Consider the following 24,764-nt stretch of genomic DNA (forward strand, 5'->3'; position numbering starts at 1 on the left):
CTCCAAACTACGAACAAAGGGCATAGTTTTCACCCATCAGAAATTTACGCAGTTCTACTACGTAGCGCATCCCCCCTAAAACAAAACAAGTCCCATCATGTCGACGGGACTTGTTTGTTTACGTGTCCATTAGCCTTAGCGTCCTGAGCGTGTTTTTGTAATGATGAACGGAACGCACTTAGCTGGTGGACAGTCGGTTTCCAGAGCGGCATCGATAGCCAGTACGTCTGGATTGACCGGATTAGCTGGATCAAGCGTAATCGGTGCCGAGCGACCCGTTGTTGGGTTCGCATCGCTGTTTTCTGTTGTTGGTACACCTGGGCGGTTCGGGTTCGGGCTGATGATGTAGCCAGCAGGCAACGTCGTCAGATCGAACTCAACGATGTATGTACCGGCAGGCAGGTTCGTGAACAGGTAATGTCCACCACCCGTCGTCACCGTTGTCGAAACGACCGTGTATACACCCGGCGACGTTTCGCGCAGCAGACGTACCGTCACACCATCCACACCTGGCTCGCCTGGATCACGCTGACCATCGCGGTCGAGGTCGTTCCAGACTGTAGACCCAATGCTGGCGGTTGGTACGTAGTAACCAGCATCCACCGTCGTTAGGCTTTGACCTGAAGTCAGTGTGAATGTGCTTACCAGACCGCCAATCGGATCAGAATCTACCGTGTCGTCACCACCCTGATTGGCTAACGTAGCGGTGTAGCCCGTTGGCGTGCTGAAGCTTAGCGAGTAGGGCACACCCGGTGTCAGACCCGAGAAGCTGTACAAGCCTGTGCTGGTAGTAGTCACCGAAGCGATCGGCGTGTTGGTACCATCGAGTAGCGTCACCACCACACCGGCCAGACCGGGTTCACCCGCATCCTGCACGCCATTCTGGTTGAGATCCACGAAGACGAAGTCGCCCACGCTGGCTGGTCGGTAGTAACCCATGTCGATGCTGTTGTTCACCTCGTTAGCTGTCAGGCTATACGTACCTGTCAATCCAGTCAGTACGTCACCGTCCGAATCAACGTCATCATCCGTGCCCTGGTTAGTCAGGGTTGCCGTGTAACCCGCCGGAGCCGAGAAGCTCAACGAGTAAGGCGTACCTGGTGTTAAACCCGTGAAGCTGTAGAAGCCGCTGGCATCGGTGGTGGTAGTAGCCACTAAGATGACACCATTCTCGATCAGACTCACACTCACACCTGGAATGCCCGGTTCGCCCGAATCCTGGATGCCGTTGTGGTTCAGGTCTTCGAAGACGAAGTTGCCCAAGCCTGCCGTCACTGGGTAGTAACCAGCATCCTGCGTCAGACTCTGACCTGACGTCAGCGTTACCGACGGCGTCAGCCCACCAATTGGGTCGGAGTCGATCGTATCGTCACCGCCCTGATTGTCCAACGTAGCGGTGAAGTTCGTTGGCGTAGTGAAGCTTAGCGAGTATGGCACACCTGGCGTCAGACCCGTGAAGCTGTACAAGCCGTTGACATCGGTAGTCGTAGACGCCACTACCGTACCATTGCTGATGAGGGTAACAACGACTCCTTGTAGCGGAGATTCACCGGCATCCTGAACACCATCGCGATCGGAGTCGATCCAGACGTAGCCGTTGAGCGAAGCCGGACGATAGTAACCCATGTCGATGCTGTTGTTCACCTCGTTCACCGTCAGGCTGTACGTACCTGTTAAGCCGGTCAGTACGTTGCCATCCGAGTCGGTCTCGTCGTTACCGCCCTGGTCAGCCAACGTAGCACTGTAGCCCGTTGGAGCGCTGAAGCTCAGTGAGTACGGTACACCTGGGGTCAGACCCGTGAAGCTGTATAAACCGCTGGCATCAGTAGTCGTAGACGCTACCGCCGTACCGTTGCTGATCAGCGTTACCACCACGCCTTGAATACCGGGTTCACCCGAATCCTGTATGCCGTTATGGTTGACATCTTCGAAGACCAAGTTACCCAGACTAGCTGTGAGCTGGTAGTAGCCAGCATCCACCGAGGTACTGCTCTGACCTGAAGTCAGTGTGAACGATACCAGACCGCCAATCGGATCAGAGTCAAGCTCATCATCACCGCCCTGGTCAGCTAACGTAGCGGTGTAGCCCGTTGGCGTGCTGAAGCTCAGCGAGTAAGGCACACCTGGGGTCAGACCCGAGAAGCTGTACAAGCCTGTGCTGGTAGTAGTCACCGAAGCAATCGGCGTGTTAGCTCCATCGAGCAGCGTCACCACTACACCGGCCAGACCGGGTTCACCCGCATCCTGCACGCCATTCTGGTTGAGATCCACGAAGACGAAGTCGCCCACGCTGGCTGGTCGGTAGTAACCCATGTCAACGGTGAGGTTCACCTCATTATTCGTCAGACTGTACACTCCCGTCAGACCAGTTGCTGGATCGCCATCCGAGTCGGTAGCGTCGTTGCCCTGGTTCTGCGACGTAGCGGTGTAGCCAGCCGGAGCCGTGAAGCTTACCGAGTACGGTACGCCTGGCGTCAGACCTGTGAAGCTATACAAGCCGCTGGCGTCGGTCGTGGTAGACGCTACCAGCGCCGTACCATTGCTGATCAGCGTTACCGTCACGCCTGGGATGCCCGGTTCGCCACTGTCTTGCTGACCGTTGTGGTTGAGATCCTCGAAGACGTAGTCACCCAAACCTGCCGTCACTGGGTAGAAACCAGCATCCTGCGTCAGGCTCTGACCCGAAGTCAGCGTTACCGACGGCGTCAGTCCACCGATTGGGTCGGAGTCGATCGTATCGTCACCACCCTGATCCGCTGCCGTAGCTGTGTGACCCGCTGGTGTCGTGAAGCTTAGCGAGTAAGGTGTGCCTGGGGTCAGACCCGTGAAACTGTACAAGCCATTGGCGTCAGTCGTGGTAGTTGCCACGACGGTACCATTGCTGATAACTGTCACGATCACACCCGCCAGCGGTGGTTCACCAGCACCTTGCTGACCATTCCGATCGGTGTCCACCCAAACGTAGCCGTTGAGCGTAGCGGGTCGGTAGTAGCCCATGTCGATGCTGTTGTTCACCTCGTTGGCTGTCAGGCTGTAGGTGCCCGTCAAACCGGTGAGCACATCGCCATCCGAATCAACCTCATCATTTGTGCCCTGGTTGGCCAACGTAGCACTGTAACCCGTCGGTGCCGAGAAGCTCAGCGAGTACGGCGTACCTGGGGTCAGACCCGTGAAGCTGTACAGGCCGCTGGCATCGGTCGTGGTAGAGGCTACTACAGCCGTACCATTGCTGATCAGGGTCACCGTCACACCTGCAATACCGGGTTCACCCGAATCCTGGATGCCGTTATGGTTGGTATCCTCGAAGACCAAGTTGCCTAGCGCTGCATTCACAGGGTAGAAGCCTGCGTCAATCAGTACGTTGTTCTGACCTGAACCTAGGGTGAACGATACCAGACCACCAATCGGATCGGAGTCTATGCCATCGTCACCACCCTGATCAGCCAACGTAGCGGTGTAGCCAGCCGGCGTCGTGAAACTTACTGAGTACGGCGTACCTGGGGTCAGACCCGTGAAGCTGTACAGGCCGTTCGCATCGGTGGTGGTTGTAGCCACTACGCTGCCATTGCTAATGATCGTTACGATTACACCAGCCAACGGTGGTTCACCAACGCCTTGCTGACCATTGCGGTCGATGTCCACCCAGACGTAGCCGTTGAGTACAGCTGGCCGGTAGTAGCCCATATCGACGGTGAGGTTAGCTTCGTTAGCTGTCAGACTGTACGTGCCGGTCAGACCAGTTGCTGGATTACCGTCCGAGTCAAGGGCGTCATCCGTGCCCTGATCAGCCAACGTAGCGGTGTAGCCAACCGGAGCTGTGAAGCTCACTGAGTAAGGCGTACCCGGTGTCAGACCGGTGAAGCTGTAGAATCCGCCAACATCGGTGGTTGTAGACGCTACTGCTGTACCATTGCTGATCAGCGTCACGATCACACCCTGGATACCCGGTTCACCCGAATCCTGAATGCCATTGCGATTGAGATCTTCGAAGACGAAGTTACCCAAAGCCGCTGTCACTGGATAGAAGCCCGCGTCAATCGACGTATTGTTTTCACCCACCGTTAGGGTGATAGGTCCTGTAATTCCACCGATCGGATCGGAGTCGGTTTCATCATTGCCACCCTGATTGGCCAACGTAGCGGTGTAACCAGCCGGAGCCGTGAAGCTTACCGAGTATGGAATACCCGGCGTCAGACCCGTGAAGCTGTACAGCCCATTGGCATCAGTGGTGATAGACGCCACCGCCGTACCGTTGCTGATCAGGGTAACGACCACACCCTGGATGCCTGGTTCACCTGAATCCTGAACACCGTTTTGGTTGGTATCCACGAAGACGAAGTCACCCAACGTTGCTGTCGACTGGAAGAAGCCGGCATCCTGCGTCAGGCTCTGACCCGAAGTCAGCGTCACCGACGGCGTCAGCCCACCGATTGGGTCAGAGTCGATCGTGTCGTCACCACCCTGGTTCGGCAACGTAGCGGTGTAGCCTGTTGGCGTGGTAAAGCTCAGCGAGTAAGGCACACCCGGCGTTAGACCCGTGAAGGAGTACAAGCCGCTGGCGTCCGTAGTCGTGCTGGCTACTACCGTACCATTTTCGATCAGTGTGACAATCACACCGGCCAATGGAGGCTCACCACCACCTCGTACTCCGTTACGATCGGTGTCCACCCAAACGTAACCATTGAGCGTAGCTGGCCGGAAGTAACCCATATCAACCGAGTTGTTGAACTCATTGGCGGTCAGGCTATATACGCCGGTCAGGCCAGTGGCTGGGTTGCCGTCTGAGTCTGCTTCATCATCAGCACCCTGGTTGATCAACGTAGCGGTGAAGCCCGTCGGCGCAGTGAAGCTTACTGAGTACGGCACACCTGGCGTCAGACCCGTAAAGCTGTACAGCCCGTTGGCGTCGGTTGTGGTAGACGCTACCAGCGCCGTACCGTTGCTGATCAGCGTTACTGTCACCCCTGGAATACCCGGTTCGCCTGTATCCTGGATACCGTTGTGGTTGAGATCCTCGAAGACGAAGTTACCCAAACCTGCCGTCACTGGGAAGAAGCCGGCATCCTGCGTCAGGCTCTGACCCGAAGTCAGCGTTACCGATGGTGTCAGCCCACCGATTGGGTCAGAATCAATTGTATCATCGCCACCCTGATTACCTGCCGTAGCCGTATAACCAGATGGTGTCGTGAAGCTTAGCGAGTAAGGCGTGCCTGGGGTCAGACCGGTGAAACTGTACAGGCCGTTGACATCGGTGATGGCCGTAGCCACGACGTTGCCATTGCTGACGAGCGTCACGATTACACCTCCCAGCGGTGGTTCACCAGCGCCTTGCTGACCATTCCGATCGGTGTCCACCCAAACGTAGCCGTTGAGCGTAGCAGGTCGGTAGTAGCCCATATCAACGGTGAGGTTCTCCTCATTAGCGGTCAGGCTGTACGTGCCGGTCAGACCAGTTGCTGGATCGCCATCCGAATCAAGGGCATCGTCTGCACCCTGGTCAGCCAACGTAGCACTGTAACCCGTTGGAGCCGCGAAGCTCACCGAGTAGGGCACACCTGGTGTTAAGCCAGTGAAGGAGTAAATTCCGTTCACATCGGTCGTCGTAGAGGCCACCGTCGTACCATTGCTGACCAGCGTTACCACCACACCCTGGATGCCGGGTTCGCCCGTATCCTGAATGCCGTTGTGGTTGACATCTTCGAAGACGAAGTTGCCCAGGCTGGCCGTCAGCAGGTAGAAGCCTGCATCAATCGACGTATTGTTTTCACCTGCCGTCAGGGTAATTGGCCCTGTAACACCGGCAACTGGGTCAGAATCCAGGTTGATGTTGCCACCCTGACTGGCCAGCGTTGCTGTGTAATTAAGCGGAGTCGAGAAGCTCAGCGAGTACGGTATACCCGGCGTCAGACCCGTAAAGCTGTACAGACCGCTGGCATTGGTCGTAGTCGATACGAGAGCCGTACCATTCTGGTAGAGCGTTACCACTACACCTGCAATACCGGGTTCGCCCGAATCCTGAATACCATTCTGATTCAGGTCATTCCAGACGAAGTCACCCAGACTGGCGCGTGGTACGTAGAAGCCTGCGTCAAGCGAGAGGTTAAATTCGCCGGCCGCCAGCGTAACAGACGGTGTCAAACCTGTTATTGGATCAGCGTCAGAATCCAGATCATCATTGCCGTCTATGTGCTGATGCTGCAACGTAGCGGTGAATCCGGCTGGTGTCGTGAAGCTCACCGAGTACGGGATGCCAGGTGTCAGACCGTTAAAGCGGTACATGCCGTTCGCATCGGTAGAGGTGGTCGCTACAACCACACCATTTTGCAGAAGTACCACTGTTACCTCAACAAGACCCGGCTCGCCGTCGTCCTGAATGCCATCCTGATCAAGGTCATTCCAGACAAAGTTGCCCAGTGAAGCCGCATTCGATTCGCAGTTCTGCGATACAGCCTCCGTAATACTACATCCGTTCAGCGTTACGGTAATCATCGCCATTTGTCCGCTAGGAATACCGATAACCTGATTGCCGACTACCGTTCCTGCACTGGCCGTTACTGTAGCGCCTGGTGTAGCCGTGAAGCTCACATTATACGTAGCAATACCGCTACAGGAAGCAACTGTAGTAAGTGTTGGCAGCGGATTCACCGTTAATGTCGCAGTCGTTGTGCTGATACAGCCACTGGCATTGGCTACCGTTACCGAATACGTAGTGGTCGAAGCTGGACCTGCAACCAGTAAGCCGGTGAGGTTTGCTGTGCCATCGGAGAAGGTGTACGATACCCCGCCCGTGGCCACCAGTGTAGCCGACTCATAGAGGCATATCGTAGCCGAAGTCAACGTAGCAACTGGCAATTCGTTCACCGTTACCGTCGCCGTTGTGTTGCTCACGCAGCCGCTGGCCGTTGCCACCGTTACGGAGTAAGCCGTTGTCGATGTCGGGCTAACAATCAGTACGCCTGTTGCATTGCTGATGCCATTCGAGAATACGTACGACGTACCACCCGATGCCGTCAAGGTCGCCGACTGGCCTGCGCAGATCGTAACCGAAGCCAGATCGATTGTTGGTAACGGATTCACCGTCACCGAACCCATGGTGGTACTGGTGCAGCCTGCCGCATTGGCTACCGTTACCGAATACATGGTCGTCGTTGCTGGCGTCACTTCCAGCAAGCCTGTCGTGTTGATGGTGCCATCCGAGAAGGTGTACAACACCCCGCCCGTAGCCACCAACGTAGCCGACTGACCGGCGCAGATGCTGGCTGATGTCAGATCGGCGACTGGGTAAGGTTCGATGGTGATGCTGCCCGTACCGATACCGCTACAACCGGCTGCAATCGCCGTTACGCTATACGTACCAGCAACCGTACCAATTGCTACGTTCGAGTTACCGACGTGCGCCAGACCCGGCGAGAAAATATAGGTCGTGTAGCCCGAAGTCGCGATCAGCGTAGCCGATTGACCCGTACAGATCGTTGCCGAGCTAAGCTGCACAACTGGGTTGTTATTGATAAGAATAGAGCCCGTCGCCGTTGCCGAACAGCCCGCTGCCGTAATTGCTGTCACCGAATACGTACCCGTGGCCGAGCCAGAGGCTTCATTCGACGTACCGATCTGAGTCAGGCCAGTCGAGAAGATATACGTAGCAAAACCTGGTGTCGCTCTGAGCGTAGTCGTCAGACCTGCGCAGATGGTTTCCGAAGTCAGCGTTAGCGTTGGCAAATCATTGACCGTTACGGTTGCCGTTGTGGTGCTTACGCAACCGCTGGCGCTGGCTACCGTCACCGAGTAGGTGGTGGTGTTGGCTGGGGTCACCGAGAGGATACCCGTCGTGTTGGTCTCTCCCGTCGAGAAGCTGTAGGACGTACCACCCGAAGCTGTTAGCGTTGCCGACTGACCTTCGCAAATCGTAGCTGATGTCAGGGTTGCATCTGGTGTCGGATTCACCGTTACAGTTACCGACGCTGTGCTGGCGCAACCCACGCCATTGGCTACCGTTACGGAGTAAGCGGTAGTGGATGTCGGACTAACCACCAGTATACCCGTCGCATTAGACGTACCATTCGAGAAGGTATATGACGTACCACCCGTAGCGGTCAACGTTACTGGCTGACCTTCGCAGATGATGGCCGAAGCTGGTGTTAGGCCGGCTATCGGAACCGTATTGACCGTTACCGTGCCGGTGGTGGTGCTCACGCAACCGCTGGCGCTGGCTACCGTTACCGTATACGTAGTTGACGTAGTTGGGCTTACCGCCAGAAGACCCGTCGTATTTATTTCACCATTTGAGAAGGTGTACGACGTACCGCCCGTGGCGACTAATGTAGCCGACTGGCCCTCGCAAATCGTAGCCGAAGTTATATCTGCCGTTGGTAGCGGATTCACCGTAACGACGATGGTCGTCAGGCTTTCGCAACCGCTGTCATTCGACACGGCGACAACGTATGTCGTGGTCTGAAGTGGGCTCACAACGGCGATACCTGTGGGAGTCAGCGTACCATCAGAGAATTCGTACGACGTACCACCCGTAGCGGTCAGCGTTACCGATTGGCCTTCGCAGATGGTGGTCGAGGTGGCTGTTACGTCAGCTACTGGTACCGAATTTACCGTTACGGTGCCGCTTGCCGCCGTTGCGCCTGTGTTGCTCACGCAGCCGCTGGCATTCACCGCCGTCACCGAATACGTAGTGTTCGTCGTTGGAGACACTTGTAGTCGGCCCGTCGTGTTTATTTCACCGGTCGAGAAGGTATAGGACGTACCGCCATCGGCGATTAATTCTGTCGTTTCGCCAGCGCAGATGGTAACCGAGCTAAGTGTGGCGGTTGCCGACGGATTTACGGTTATGATAGCGCTGGTGCTGCTGATGCAACCGTTGGCATTGGCTACCGTCACCGAGTAGGCGGTGGTGGAGGTCGGGCTCACGGCCAGAATACCTGTCGTATTAACATCTCCCGTCGAGAAGGTGTACGACGTACCGCCTGTGGCTGTCAACGTAGTCGATTGACCCGCGCAAATCGTACCTGAGCTTGCGCTTACGTTTGCGTTTGGCAGGTCGTTGACCGTTACCGTCGTCGACGTAGTACTTACGCAACCCGTCGCATTGGCCACCGTTACCGTATACGTAGTGGTGGCCGTTGGACTGACCGCCAGAACGCCCGTCGTATTGACCTCACCCGTTGAGAAGGTATAGGACGTACCACCTGACGCAACGATCATCGCCATTTGACCGACACAAAGCGTGGCCGACGTAATGCTCGGTGTTGGTGGATCACTAACCGTCACGGTCACTGTCGTTGTACTGATGCAGCCGCTGCCGTTGGCCGCCGTCACCGAGTAGGCAGTGGTGGAGGTGGGTGCTACGGTTATGCTGCCGGTTGTGTTGGTCTCACCCGTCGAGAAGCTGAACGAGCTGCCACCCGTGGCCGTCAAGACCACCGACTGACCCACACAGATCGAGGGGGAGCTTGGCGAGAAGGCCGAAGTTGGCACTTGATTGACCGTTACTGTGCCGGTGGTGGTGCTGATACAACCGCTGGCGTTGGCTACCGTCACCGAATACGTGGTGGTGGTGGCTGGTGTCACTGACAGAATGCCCGTCGTGTTGGTCTCACCCGTCGAGAAGCTGTAGGACGTACCACCCGAGGCCGTCAAAGTCGCCGACTGACCCACGCAGATGGTGGCGCTGGTGAGGGCAGGGGTTGGCGGCTGGTTGACCGTTACGATGGCGGTGGCTGAGTTGTAGCAGCCGCTGGTGCTCAGACCGGTTACCGAGAAGGCGGTGGTGGAGGTTGGGCTCACAATGAGCATGCCCCCGAAGTTGATGTTGCCGTTGGAGTAGGTGTAGGAGTTGGCTCCTGTAGCTACCAGGGTGGTCGACTGACCCACGCAGATGGTGCCCACCGTCGGGGTGAAGACCACATTGGGCAACTGGTTCACCGTCACCGTCACGCTGGCCGTGCTGCTGCAACCGTTACCGTTAGCCGCCGTCACTGAGTAAGCAGTGGTGGAGGTCGGTGCTACGGTTATGCTGCCGGTTGTGTTGGTCTCACCCGTCGAGAAGCTGAACGAACTGCCGCCCGTGGCCGTCAAGACCACCGACTGACCCACACAGATCGAGGGGGAGCTTGGCGAGAAGGCCGAGGTTGGCACTTGATTGACCGTCACCGTGCCGGTGGTGGTGCTGATACAACCGCTGGCGTTGGCTACCGTCACCGAGTAGGTGGTGGTGGAGGCCGGGGTCACCGAGAGGATACCCGTCGTGTTGGTCTCACCCGTCGAGAAGCTGTAGGACGTACCACCCGAGGCCGTCAAAGTCGCCGACTGACCCACGCAGATGGTGGCGCTGGTAATGGCAGGGGTTGGCGGCTGGTTGACCGTGACGATGGCGGTGGCTGAGTTGTAGCAGCCGCTAGTGCTCAGACCGGTTACTGAGAAGGCGGTGGTGGAGGTTGGGCTCACGATGAGCATGCCCCCGAAGTTGATGTTGCCGTTAGAGTAGGTGTAGGAGTTGGCTCCTGTAGCTACCAGGGTGGTCGACTGACCCACGCAGATGGTGCCCACCGTCGGGGTGAAGACCACATTGGGCAACTGGTTCACCGTCACCGTCACGCTGGCCGTGCTGCTGCAACCGTTACCGTTAGCCGCCGTCACTGAGTAAGCAGTGGTGGAGGTCGGTGCTACGGTTATGCTGCCGGTTGTGTTGGTCTCACCCGTCGAGAAGCTGAACGAACTGCCGCCCGTGGCCGTCAAGACCACCGACTGACCCACACAGATCGAGGGGGAGCTTGGCGAGAAAGCCGAGGTTGGCAACTGGTTCACTGTTACCGTGCCGGTGGTGGTGCTGCGGCAACCGCTGGCGTTGGCCACTGTCACCGAGTAGGTGGTAGTGTTTGCCGGCGTCACTGACAGGATACCCGTCGTGTTGGTCTCTCCTGTCGAGAAGCTGTAAGACGTACCGCCCGAAGCTGTTAGCGTTGCCGACTGACCCACGCAGATGGTGGCGTTGGTGAGGGCAGGGGTTGGCGGCTGGTTGACGATGATGGTAGCGCTGGCCGTCGCCGAACAGCCTGCTGTGCTCAGACCGGTTACCGAGTAAGCGGTGGTCGACGTGGGCGCTACGATGAGCATGCCCCCGAAGTTGATGTTGCCGTTAGAGTAGGTGTAGGAGTTGGCTCCTGTGGCCACCAGGGTGGTTGACTGACCCACACAGATGGTGCCTACCGTTGGGGTAAAGACCACATTAGGCAGCGGATTCACCGTTACCGCCACCGTGGTCGTGCTGATACAACCGTTGCCATTAGACACCGTCACGGTATACGTAGTGCTGACAGTCGGACTAACCGTAAAGCTGCCCGACGCACTCGTGGTGCCGTTGGAGAGGGTGTACGACGTACCGCCACTAGCCGTTAACACAACTGACCCTCCTGTACAGATAGACGCCGAAGAGGGCAATACCGTTGGGTTTGGTATCGGATTCACCGTTACTGTACCCGAAGCAAAGCTAATGCAGTTCGTGCCGCCCGAGGCCGTTACTGAATACGTAGTGGTATTAGCTGGCGTCACCGACAGAATACCCGTTGTATTGATTTCGCCCGTCGAGAAAGTGTACGACGCTCCGCCCGAGGCTGTTAACGTAGCGGATTGACCCGCGCAAATCGTGGCTGAACTTAATGAAGATGATGGGTTCTGGTTCACCGTTACCGTTGCGCTGGCAATGTTGGTACAGCCGCTCGCATTGGCTACCGTTACCGAATAAGCCGTCGTCGAAGCTGGGCTTACAATGAAGACTCCGGTTGTGTTAATCGCACCATTCGAGAAGGTGTACGACGTACCGCCCGACGCAACCAAGGTTGCTGAATTTCCGGCGCAGATCGTAGCCGAGCTCAGACCCGCTGTTGGCAGCGAATTCACCGTTACCGTTGCGCTGGCAATGTTGGTACAGCCATTTGCGTTAGCGACCGTCACCGAGTAAGCCGTTGTGCTGGTCGGCGTAACCGTGAAGTTGCCCGTTGTGTTGGTAGCACCCGTAGAGAGCGTATACGACGTACCGCCCGTAGCTACCAAGTTGGCCGACTGACCAATACAGATCGATACTGAGCCAAGCGTTGCTGTCGGGAGTGCATTCACCGTTACGTTGGTGCTGGCCACGGCCGTACAGCTCGTGTTTGTGTCGGTTATAAGTACCTGATACGTACCGCTCTGCGCTGCTGTTGCGTTGGTAATTACCAACGGATTGGCACCACCTAAGTTTCCACCCGGACCGGTCCATGCGTACGTAACACCCGTAGCTGGGCTGGCCGTCAGGCTGATGGTTTGACCCACACAAAGATTGGTCGTTCCTGCGATGGAGGCAGTTGGTGGCGTCGGTGCTGCATTAATGGTGACGTTGACTCCTGCTGAGACACAACCCGTCACATTATCTCTTGCCCGTAGGCGATATATGGCTGGCGTTAAGCCCGTACTGGTTGGTGATACCTGATACGTAGCGCCATTGTCGAAGCTGTATTGCACTCCCGTAGCCGGGCTTGTAATCGTGATGGTTCCCGTTGTGGTCGCGCAGGTTGGCTGCGTTACGGCAACAGTTGGCGTACCTGGCAGCGGATTCGTTTGTATTGTTGTACTGGCTGTTGCGGTGCAACCATTGGCACCGGTCACAATAACCGAATAACTACCACCTGCTACGTTGATCAGGTTTGGTGTTGTGGCTCCATTGCTCCACACGTAGTTGTACGGCGACACACCACCGCTAACCGAGCTGGTTATGCTACCTGTTGTTTGGCTTGCGCAAATCGGACCGCTCGGTGTTAACGTAACGATGAGCGGTGCCGGTTGCGTGATGGTTGTCGACTGCGCCAATGAGCAGCCGTTGCCATCCGTAACGGTGATGGTATAGCTGCCAGCAGGCGCTGTTGTTGTACTGGTGCCACTAGTAATCTGTGTGCCAAAAACTCCTCCGCTATTGGCATACGTAACGGTATAAGAACCCGTTCCGCCATTGATGTTTACCGTAATAGAGCCTTGTCCACCAGCACACAGTACATTGGTCGCTTGGGCATTAAACACAAGCGGATCGGCTTGATTGACAGTTGTGCTTGCCGTATTGCTCACGCATCCAGTAGCATCCGTAACCACAAGGCTATAGGTGCCCGTAGCCGTGAAACTTGGGTTTGGCGATGTTGAAACAACATCTCCGTTCAGATACCAGGCATAGCTCAGAGGAGCGGTTCCGCCCGTTACCTGTGCACTGATGGTCGCTTCTGTCGTACCACCGCCCGTACAGTTAAGGGTGTTGGACACAATTTGTACCTGCGGTGCCGATTTAACGGTCACGTTTATGCTGGATACTGCCGTACAGCCATTCGCGTTGGTAACGACAACCTGATACGTACCCGAATTTGCCGTGGTGCTGTTGGCAATCGTCAGCGGATTGCTATTGACTGAGCTAATTCCCGGACCACTCCAGGCATAAGTCAGGCCGGTGGTTGGGCTGGCTGTCAGGCTGATCGGCTGACCGGCGCAAATTGTTGTATTGCCCGATATTGTTGCCGTGGTAGCCGGATTCACCGTTACCGCGACTGAAGTAACGGCGCTACATCCCTGAGCCGAAGTTACCGTCACCGAGTAAGCCGTCGTCGACACAGGATTAACCACATACAAGCCGGTTGTATTGGTAATACCTGAGCCGATGTTGAATCGATACGTACTGCCGCCGGTAACGACCAACGTAGCGCTGGTGCCACTGCAAACCGTAGGATTGTTCACCGTAGCAGTCACCGCCGGATTTACCGTGACGGTCGCGTTGGCTACGGCGCTACAGTTACCACCGCTGGTCACTGTTACCGAATAAGGATTGCTGCCGTTAGCGGTTGGGGTTACAACAAGCACACCTGTAGTGTTCGCCGTACCGTTACTGAACTGGTAATTCGTTCCGCCCGTAGCTGTTAACGTAACGCTTGTACCGGCACAAATGGTCGATGAAGCTGGTGTTAGCGAAGCCGTTGGAATTGTATTTACGGTTACCGTAGCGGTGGTGGTGCTGCGGCAGCCGCTGGCATTAGCCACTGTTACTGAGTACGTAGTAGTGGTGTTTGGATTGACCGCTATCAGCCCTGTGGTGTTCGTCGTGCCGTCGGAGAAGGTATACGACGTACCGCCCGTGGCTACTAAGTTGGCTGTCTGACCTGCGCAGATGGTCGCCGAGCTAAGCGCTGGTGTTGGTAGCGGATTAACGGTTACCGTACCGGATGCTGCGCCTGTACAAACGCCATTAGAAATCGTCACCGTCACCGAATACGTTGTTGTGGCACCTGGGCTTATAGACAGGTTACCCGTATTGTTGATAGAACCGTTGGAGAAGGTGTAAGAGTTACCCCCTGTAGCGACTAAGTTGGCCGTCTGACCCACGCAGATGGTGGCATTGCTCAGGGTAGCCGTTATGGATGGAGCAACCGTTACCGTACCGGATGCCGTACCGATACAGTTGCCGTTCGATGCCGTTACCGAATAGGTTGTGGTGGCCCCTGGATTGACTACGAAGATACCTGACGTACTCGTGAGGCCATTCGAGAGGGTGTATGATGTACCGCCCGAAGCTGTCAAGGTCGCCGACTGGCCTGCGCAGATCGTAGCCGAGCTGAGCGTGGCCACCACAGATGGGTTGACCGTTACTGCACCCGTGGCCGTACCGATACAGTTGCCGTTCGATACAATTACCGAATACGCCGTTGTGGTGGTCGGATTGACTGCCAACAGACCTGAGGTATTGATGGTACCATCGGAGAAGGTGTAGGACGTACCGCCTGTGGCTACCAGGTTGGCCGTCTGACCTGAACAGATGGTGGCTGAGGTAATCGTCGCCGTTACGGCCGGGTTCACCGTCACTGTAGCGTTTGCCGTAGCGCGGCAGCCACTCGCGTTGACTACCGTCACGGAATAGGTGGTATTGGTAGTCGGTGCCACAACGAATCGGCCGTTGGCATTGGTAAGACCCGTTGAGAAGGTGTAAGCCGTACCGCCTGTCGCGATTAGCGTAGCACTCGTACCCGCGCAGATCGTGCCCGAGGGGAAGGTGGCCGTTACGGCTGGGTTCACCGTTACTGTGCCCGTTGCCGTGCCGATACAGTTGCCGTTAGACACCGTTACCGAATAGGTTGTGGTGGCCCCTGGCGTTACCGACAGAACGCCGGTCGTGTTAACCGTACCGTTCGAGAAGGTGTAGGACGTACCGCCCGTGGCTGTTAACGTAGCACTCGTACCCGCGCAAATCGTGGCTGAGCTGAGCGTGGCTGCTACGGATGGGTTGACCGTTACTGCACCCGTGGCCGTACCGATACAGTTGCCGTTCGATACAATTACCGAATACGCCGTTGTGGTGGTCGGATTGACTGCCAACAGACCTGACGTATTGATGGTGCCATCGGAGAAGGTGTAGGACGTACCCCCCGTGGCTACCAGGTTGGCCGTCTGACCTGAACAGATGGTGGCTGAGGTAATCGTCGCCGTTACGGCCGGGTTCACCGTCACTGTATTGGTGGCTGTACCGATACAGCCGTTGGCGTTGGCTACTACCACGGAATACGATGTGGTGGTGGTGGGTGCTACTACAAATCGGCCGTTGGTATTGATGGTGCCGGTCGAGAAGGTGTAGGACGTACCACCCGTGGCGATCAGCGTAGCACTCGTACCCGCGCAGATCGTGCCCGAGGGGAAAGTGGCCGTCACGGCCGGGTTCACCGTTACCGTGCCCGTTGCCGTGCCGATGCAGTTACCGTTAGATACCGTTACCGAATACGTCGTGGTGGCCCCTGGCGTTACCGACAGAACGCCGGTCGTGTTAATTGTACCGTTCGAGAAGGTGTAGGACGTACCGCCGGTGGCTGTTAACGTAGCACTCGTACCCGCGCAGATTGTTGGCGAGCTGAGCGTAGCCACTACCGCCGGATTCACCGTCACCGTACCTGTTGCCGTGCCAATACAACCGTTGGCATTCGTTACTGTTACCGAATAGGATGTGGTGGCTCCTGGTGTTACCGACAGAACGCCGGTTGTATTGACAGTGCCATTTGAGAACGTATAGGACGTACCGCCGGTGGCCGTCAACGTAGCAGTTTGGCCTGCGCAAATTGTGGCTGAACCAAGCGTCGCCGTTACGGCCGGATTCACTGTCACGGTGTTGGTGGCTGTACCAATACAACCGTTGGCGTTGGCTACTACCACGGAATACGATGTGGTGGTGGTGGGTGCTACTACAAATCGGCCGTTGGTGTTGATGGTGCCGGTCGAGAAGGTGTAGGACGTACCACCCGTGGCGATCAGCGTAGCACTCGTACCTGCGCAGATGGTACCCGAAGGGAAGACAGGCGTTGGTACCGCGTTGACCGTTACTGTGGTTGTCGTCGTACTTACGCAACCGCTGGCGTTGGCTACTGTAACTGAATACGTCGTGGTGGCTCCTGGTGTTACCGATAGAACGCCGGACGTATTGACAGCGCCGTTTGAGAAGGTGTAGGACGTACCGCCCGTGGCCGTCAACGTAGCAGTTTGACCCGCGCAAATTGTGGCTGAGCTTGGGGTTAAGTTAGCTGTCGGCAGCGCATTAACCGTCACTGTGCCTGAGCCGGGTGTCGTGCTTCGGCAACCATTGGCATTTACCGCCGTCACCGAATAGGTTGTGGTGGTTGTCGGTGTTATCGACAGAACACCGGTTGTATTAGTGGCGCCGGTCGAGAAAGTGTAGGACGTACCGCCGGTAGCTGTTAACGTAGCGGTTTGGCCCGCGCAAATCGTGGCTGAGGTAAGCGTAGGCGTTGGCAGCGGATTAACGGTAACAGTTACCGTAGCCGTGGTTGAACAGATCGGGCTGCTGCTGACCGTTACCGTAAACGTACGAGTACCCGCAGTGGTCAGGCCCGTTGCTACCGCCGTAGCGGTGTTGGCTCCTGTTAACGTAACACCGGCGGGGGCGCTCCAGGCATACGTATAGCTACCGGTTGGGCTTACCTGAGCGGTTAAGGTTGCCGATGTACCCAGACAAACGCTGGCACTGCTGGCAAGCGCAGTGACCGATGGTAATACGCAAGGGGCATAAGCGGCATCGTAAGAGAAATTATTCTGACCAGCGGTGCCCAGGGTAAAGGTGATCCGGCCCGCCGAATTTACGTCTGAATCAATGTTGTCAGCGTTCGCGCCTGTAGCCGTGTTGAGTTTGGTGCTCAAGTAGGCGTTGCTGGTTGTTACGCTGGTTGGGAAGGTCAGGGTATAGGAGCCGCCATACGTAAGACCTGTTAAATTATAAACAAAACCAGTCGTGTTCGTGCCGGCGCCATTGGCGAAGTAATATTCGCCGTTTGAGTTGGTGACCAGCGTAACAGTACCGATGCCCGTTCCCGTCAACGTAACAGTAACACCGGCCAGCGGGGTTTCGCCTGGGTCCTGAATACCATCGTTGTCGGTATCCAGCCAGACCCGGTTTCCGATGGCGATAGGGGCCGGGTTACAGAGCGCTTTAATGCCTCCCAGACCATTCGCTTTACCAGCCGTCTCTCCGCCGTTATCTACGGTGTTATAAAGTTCGGCTGACTGTGTTCTGGCGCCAGTTCGGTTATTGAACCAGCCTAACCCACCGGTGAAAATATCCGTTGGGTCCATGATCGTATTGATCACTACGTTATAACCAGGAATGGAAAAACCACTACCCATTGAGGTTTCCTGGTGAACCGCCGTGCCTGATGCCGGATCTGAGTAAGATTCCTGATAATAAAACTCTCCGGAAGGCGCGTTGTATCCCGATGTTGTAAGTGAGCCAGGCCCTTGAAGATTACCAGCTCCTGCACTCGTTAAGGCTCCGACAGTTGCATTGTTTTCCAACACCCACTGTGTGCCATTATAGTTCGCCCGCAGCATGTCGCCACCAATGTACCCGCCATACAGCGTTGTGCTGGTGGGATCGGTTGTGCTGCGCTGTTTGTAGCCAGTCTGGAAACCCGTACGGTCGGCGAAATCAAGAATCATGTCGCCGTTATCTGCAAAAGTGATGTCGGACAGCATGGGCTGAGGCCGGCCTACCCGGTAACCAGCCGCAGCCAGCGCTCCGCTGATGCCGAGCTGGTTAAAGCTGTTGATCCAGGGTTGCCATGTTGAGCCGACAGCTGCATCACCCGAACGCACATCGCCTTTTGTATAATTCAGACGGAACGAGAAAATCGGCGTAGCCGAAAGCGTGGTAGCTCCTTCGGCCATTGATTGCACGTGTGCGTACAGATCACTGGTTGTTCCGGAAGTTACCGTGCCCGACTGCCCCGAGCAGACGATACCAACATACACCTTGTTGTTCTTAACCGATACCGCAAAAGGCCGGTAATCGCCGTTGGCGCATCCTGGATTGGAGATGGCAATGGTGGTTAAGGAGCTAAGTGTAGTGATGGCTGTAACGGCCGGGTTGCCCACATTGAGCGCTAATAAATTGCGGTTGAAGAGATCAACGACATAAAGTATTTTGCCATCGGTCGAGAGCGTCATACCGCCCAGGCCAGCTTTCCCAACCAGGCTAAAGGCGGTAGGGTCAGTACTGGATGTTGTGGCGCTGCCTGGCAACGTTGAACGGGAGCCTAACTGGCTATCTCCTAAATTGATGTTAAAAGGTGATGTTTCCAGGTCAACGAGCAGTGTACTGGTGCCAGTCAACGTAGTGGTGTAGATACCACCCAAGCCGGCGGGTCCAAGTCCTACGTGACGCTTCAGAAAAGCTGCCGAAAATATCTTCTGCGTTTCACGCTGATAAGCCACCCCCCATACACTACCAATGTCCTGTCCATCGGCTATGGCTGTTGCGGTAACCGCCGTGCCGGAAGAGTTGTAAGGTACTGTTACCAGTACGTGCTCATTTCCAGCCGTACCGGTTGCTGACAACGGATTGCCGTTGATGTAACAGGGGACCACTAGTGACGGTGAAGCCTGACAGTAGTCCAGCGGGTAGTTAATACCAAAATTTACGTTGGTTGTTCCCCCGTTGACAAACTGGACAGACGTAGCATTGTTGCCCGCGGCTGTGCCCCTAAATGACTCATAATCACCCACTCCCAGAGATGTAAACTCTACCCGATAGGCACTTGTATTGCCCACCGTGAGGGTGTACGCTCCCAGGTTTGAGGTGGCTGTACTACTTGTAGTAGTAGCTACAGCTGCACCAGCAGCATTGTAGGCGGTCACCGTAACCCCGCCAACACCGGGCTCTCCATATGTATAACTGGAGGTAAGCGTGGTTATTGGGGTGTAAACGCCGTTACTGTTGAAATCACGGAAAACAGTTCCCGAAATAGTCTGTCCGAAGCTTGGCAGTGCGCTAAGGAGCATCACTACGGTCAGCAATATCGACGATGTGAAGAAAAGTTTCGTAGAAGTGCGCATATGGTATTCTTTAGAGTATTCGGAGGTGGCAATTCAATACCCGAATACACAAATAGTATGCCGCTTCCCAGAAGAGTTAATTAAATGGGATAAATTACCTATTCTTACAAATAAGTAAGTAGGTGGGTAATCAACTTTTCGTTTACTAAAAGGTGTTTGAGGCACCTTTGTCAAATCCTATGCCAAAGTTGAAGTAATTTATAGTTACTACTATCAAATAATAATTAACTAAATGTTTTTAATAATTTTAATGGTATCAGTTAAAAGAGACCACTTTCTAAGCCTTTCGAACGATAATTTATTACCAGACTACTGACTCAGGATTACTGCGGAATCAAAAAAGAGCCAGTTTCCGTAAGAAACTGGCTCTTTTGCTGCCCTGTCATGAACATCTATTGTTTTCGGATCGAGATGACTTTTCGTTGATTATTCCGAATGACTTCAATTAGATAAGTGCCAGACGGAAAGGTGGTTAGGGGTAGAATTCTATCGGATTCATTCGCTGGTATCACTACCTGCTGACGGACCCGGCCATCAATGCTCAGCAGCCGTAACTGCGTTTCCTGAGCGGTTGGATTGACACGTACTGTAATCGCATGATCGGCCGGATTCGGGAAAGCTATCGCCTGTAATATATGGCCGGGTTCAGCTTCTGCTACGTCAGCAGACTCGCGCGAGAAAGGCGTATTACACGCACCGCTGACAGTCGGCCCTATACCCGTTGGTGTATACGTAGCACTGGTTGTCATCACAATTTTGTCGATTTTCACGCCGTCCTCGCGCATCCAGATGTTCAATGTATGCGACCCAGCCGTGTTAACATTGACCCGGAACGCCGTACTGCCAGCGGCTTTCAACCAGGTCCACGTAGTGCTGCCATTGTTGTAATTAGGGCTATTCGGACTAAGTGTCACGGCGGTTCCATCCAGTCCAATATGGAAGGAATCGTCATAGATACCGTCGGTTCCGGCCGCCATCCGAACCCACACGTAGTACGTTCCGACGGTGGTAAAATTCACCGAGTAATCCATTCTCGGACCCACCAGATTGTTCTGCACATTAATGTCGGCCCCTGTAACGGTCATGGCTATATTGCCCGATGCATTACTGGCGCTTAGGGGTGTCCAGCTGCGGTTAGCGGCTGCTCCTGTACCATTGGCTCGGGTCGAGTATCCCTCCGCTTCAAAAGCTACTATTCCACCGGTTTCCCGATAGCAGTTTGTGGTAGGAGCAGCCAGCGTTTTCACTGTGGACGTAGCATAGGTTGTGCCACAGCCCGCTTTCACACGCCAGTCGTAGGTCGTATTGGCGGTCAGGCCCGTTATGGAATAGGACGTAGCACCGACATTAATGTCACCAGTCCAGGCAGTTGTGCTTTGTGGTTTTAGCGAAACGGCATACGACGTACTGCCGGCCACCGCAGCCCAGGTAAGCGTTGCTGCTGAGGTTGTTACGCTGGTAGAAGACAAGGCCGTTGGGGTGCCGCAATTATTGGTGTACGTTAACGTAACGGTATCTTTTATAAACGATAGACCATTATCTATTGCCAGTTCGAAAGGTATCTGCGTGCCGTTTGGCGTATTGGCCGCCAGGGAAAACGCAATCGAGTCAGGAACGGTTTGCAGCAAACCGAGACTAGAACGGGTTTTGGCCGGCCCCGTAGATGTAACATAAGGACTTAAGCCAGTGGCTGATATGGTATAGCTGGCTGGTTTAATGCTAAAGTTCTGAAACTGATAACGTAGCACACTATTCGTAGTACTAACAATTGAAGAGCCACTAGGCGTAGCCCGAGCGTAATACGTAGCGATTCGAAGCATTTTCCGGTTCATCTCAATCATAGAATTGCACAGCGGCACAATCCGCGAGGATGCCGGCCAGAACCCGTCGGACGATGTTCCGATTTCGGGCGTAAAACCGTAGATTTTACTTTTGGCTACCTGCTCGCCAAACTCCCAGTCGGGGGCGGTACCATTGGCGGTGTAGCCCACCGTTTCGTAGGCATTGCCAATTTTAAAGCCATTTTCGGCGGTCAGGTACGTAGCGGCACTGCGGAACGTAGCAAGTTCAGCGTTGCTGTTTGGGTTCAGGCTTTCGAACGGATAGATACAGGCGTTGCTGTAGGAGTGGTAATTAAAAGCCGCAACGAACTGATGCTGAGCCGCTAAGTTACGTAGCGCTGCGGTTTCGGGCTCTGAGAATGCAGCGGTGCCCCGATACGTGTCCGACGAACTCGTTGGCGACGAACCTGTATTATCACGCGCATAATTGTACGAGTAATTTCGGTTCAGATCGACGCCGAAAGTACCGCCTGAATTCGCCCGACGATTTTTTCGCCACATCCCGCCCCCGTTTGGATTCGTACTCTGATTATAGACGTAACCATCGGGATTCAAGCACGGAACAATATAAATTTCGGAGCTATTGAGCAACGTGCGTATCTCTTTATCGGTATTATAATTTTCCAGTACGTACCACATAAAGAATACTAACTGGCTGATACTGATAGGCTCACGAGCGTGATGCAAGGCATTTAGCAATAATTCCGGCTCATTTTCATCGACATCCGGGTTATCGCTGATTTTGACCATATACAACGGACGGCCTTCTACCGATGAACCGATTGTCGATTTAATAGTAATCAGGTTCGGATAAAGGGCTCGCATCCGGTCGAGGATGGCGGGTAATTCGGCAAACGAGTAGTAACCGCCGAAAGAACCCAGACTGAAATTGGCGGGCGTCGTAACGGCTTCGGCGCGGGCGTTCCTGCTGGTTCGGGCAGCTTCCTTATCGATTGCTGCGTTTATTTTTCGATAATTCTTTTCAAGATCCCGGATCAGGTACGTTACTTTCAGACCATTTTTTTTGAAGAGTGCTACGTCATTATCAGATACTTCGGCCGTGAAAACCGATTTGTTCTCGAACGAGAAGTGATCCACTTCCAGACCGTTATTGAACAGATATTCCAGACGTTCGGGACTGATAGTAACCCGGATGCGATGGTACCGCGTCGATTGGGCCAGACAAACCTGCGTCAGTAGTAAACATTTTAAAAGGAGGAATAGTAGATAAATATTTTTCATATAAAGGACGGTTTTGCGGTGATTATTGGCAAAATATACGTCCAAATGTTACTACTAGATTGATTTTATTAATATTTATTTAAGTAATAATGCTTATTGATAAATAATATGACAAAAAAATACCTAAGTATAATTTCTGGCTTGAAAGGATAACTTTTTGTTTTGTCAACGTACTAATCTTTTAATTCCTATTATAAAAAATAATCTGGTCACATTACGGCAAAGGGCCGCCTGCCGACAGATAGACGGGCCTTCGATGTAATTCATATTTTCAGTAGATAATGCTATACGTATGAGTACGCCGATGAATGAATTTATCCTGGCTTATGGCTCAACGCAAAGGGGTAGTTATTATAGGATCTATAACACTCTGGCAGTAAATGCCTTACATCCTACATTATACTTCACTTTAGCCCTTCCAGAAAAACTACGCTCTGTGGTACCTGCTCCATCGACCGGGACGATTCGTCTTCAATAAAAAAGTGCTTTACGCCCGATTTTTTAGCCTGTTTCATAATGTCAGCGATTCCGACATCGCCCTGGCCGAGCGTTACGTTCGATTCTACATCAGCGTGGCCGTTCTGGCTGTCGGGCGTACCGGGTTTGCGGTCTTTCAGATGCAGGAGCGGAAACCGTTTGGGATACTTCTGCAAAAGCGCAACCGGGTTATAACCTGGCGATTTAACCCAGTATACGTCCATCTCGAAATTGATCGCTTTGGGGTCGAAATTTTCGGCCAGATAGTCAAAGAACGTACCATCTTTATACGTCTGGAATTCGTAGCCGTGCGTGTGGTAGCATAACGTAATACCATTGTCAGCCAGAATTTTACCAGCGGTATTGAATACATCGATGGCGCGCTCGGCATGGTTTATCGTAAATGTATCACCTTCATGAGGAATCCAGAAACAGGCTACGTATCTGACGCCCAAGGCCTTAGCTTCGCGTAGTACTTTGGGTACGTTCGTATCCAAATCGTCGAAATCGGCTCCTACGCTAATGGCTTTGAGGTTGTTTTTGTCCAGAACTTTTCTGAAATCCGCTGGACTAAGTCCGTAGGTCCCCGCAATTTCAACTTCCCGAAATCCCATCTGCCTTACTTTCGCCATGGTACCAGGAACGTCTTTCGCAAACTGATTCCGAAAGCTATACAGGCCCAGGCCGACAGGTGCCGTTTTCTGCGCCAACGCGGAGACCCCGGTTACAAGTAAGGTTATAAATAAAAGAAAGGGTTTCATGGTAGTAGATGGGTTAATGTAAAATGGATAATGCAAAATGAATAATGACTGCTTTAAATACTCGCTTTAGTCGCTAAATCAATCATTATACATTCTATGTTATTCATTATCAACTCATTTCTCCGTTTGGGTTGTAAACGTACTTTCAAAAATCTTATCAGCATTGCCGGTTTCGAAACCTTCGCGCCGGTGCTGACGACCAACCTCATCGGTAGGTAAGTTTTTGAATTGAGGAAGTACACGACGTTCCGCAAACTCGACGTATGAACCAGCTATTCGGAACGTATCGCTATTCGCAAATTCAGCGTCAATCATCTGCGCCACCGTCGAAGCCTGCCGCAAATCGCCATCGGGGCTGATTTTGATGGTGCCTCCCGCCGAATTTAGCTTTAAACCGTGCTGTTGCAGAAAGGCCACAAATTCATCAATCGTGTTATATCCCGGTTTCAGATTATGCACGCTGATGGTAAAGTGATTCAGGTAGTATCGATTATAAATGACCCAGGCTGCGTATTCACTTTCTTTTAATAGTGCCTGATAATCAGCTAGGGTAGGCGTCTGCCAGAGGGGTTGATGGAGAAACTGATCGACTGCTTCGGCATCGTCCAGATTCAGTGAATCAACCGGGTCGCTTTTTACAGTATCGGTGTATTTGTGAATGATACGTTGCACTTCGTCCGACAGCTCGTGTACGCGCAGCTCACTGGCGAAAATGCGGGGGTAATGCGGCTCCGGCGGACTGTACCAATATGCCGTTAATTTCTTTTCGGTGAAGTTGTATTCGTCGCGTCTTTCGTAGCCGTAATGCCGGAAAATTTTTTCAAATGACGCAATTCCCAGATTAGGAACCCCCATCGTGCGAAAGGCAATGTGGTCATTCTCAATCTCATCACCCGATTCAATTACACCATCCTCAATCATGGCGTTGATGACTTTCTGCACGTCGGGAACGCGCTCACTGTAGCGTCGCATCAGCCCACCCAGCACAGCGTCGAGGGTTTGGTGGTCAGTTTTTGAGTTGGACGTAGTAATCATGGTAGTT

The 24,764-nt window shown here is 54.1% G+C and carries 4 protein-coding genes; all 4 read right to left on the bottom strand.

Features of this window, described 5'->3' with window-relative positions; translation table 11 throughout:
* Positions 1–135: 135 nt before the first annotated feature.
* The 4 genes from ACYVF1_RS05140 to ACYVF1_RS05155 all read right to left on the bottom strand — a co-directional run bounded on the left by ACYVF1_RS05140 (position 136) and on the right by ACYVF1_RS05155 (position 24,757).
* On the bottom strand, positions 136–19,401 hold the full coding sequence (locus tag ACYVF1_RS05140) for an SdrD B-like domain-containing protein (RefSeq protein ID WP_461076284.1): 19,266 nt from the start codon (positions 19,399–19,401) through the stop codon (positions 136–138).
* 392 nt (positions 19,402–19,793) lie between these two features.
* Positions 19,794–22,484 carry a M14 family zinc carboxypeptidase gene (locus tag ACYVF1_RS05145; protein ID WP_461076286.1) on the bottom strand — a complete coding sequence of 897 codons (2,691 nt, stop codon included), beginning with the start codon at positions 22,482–22,484 and terminating at the stop codon, positions 19,794–19,796.
* Positions 22,485–22,888: 404 nt separating this feature from the next.
* On the bottom strand, positions 22,889–23,722 hold the full coding sequence (locus ACYVF1_RS05150) for a sugar phosphate isomerase/epimerase family protein (RefSeq protein WP_461076288.1): 834 nt from the start codon (positions 23,720–23,722) through the stop codon (positions 22,889–22,891).
* Between the two features lie 114 nt (positions 23,723–23,836).
* Positions 23,837–24,757 carry a 2-oxoadipate dioxygenase/decarboxylase family protein gene (locus ACYVF1_RS05155; RefSeq protein WP_461076290.1) on the bottom strand — a complete coding sequence of 307 codons (921 nt, stop codon included), beginning with the start codon at positions 24,755–24,757 and terminating at the stop codon, positions 23,837–23,839.
* Positions 24,758–24,764 lie beyond the last annotated feature (7 nt).

Source organism: Spirosoma flavus, assembly GCF_054778555.1.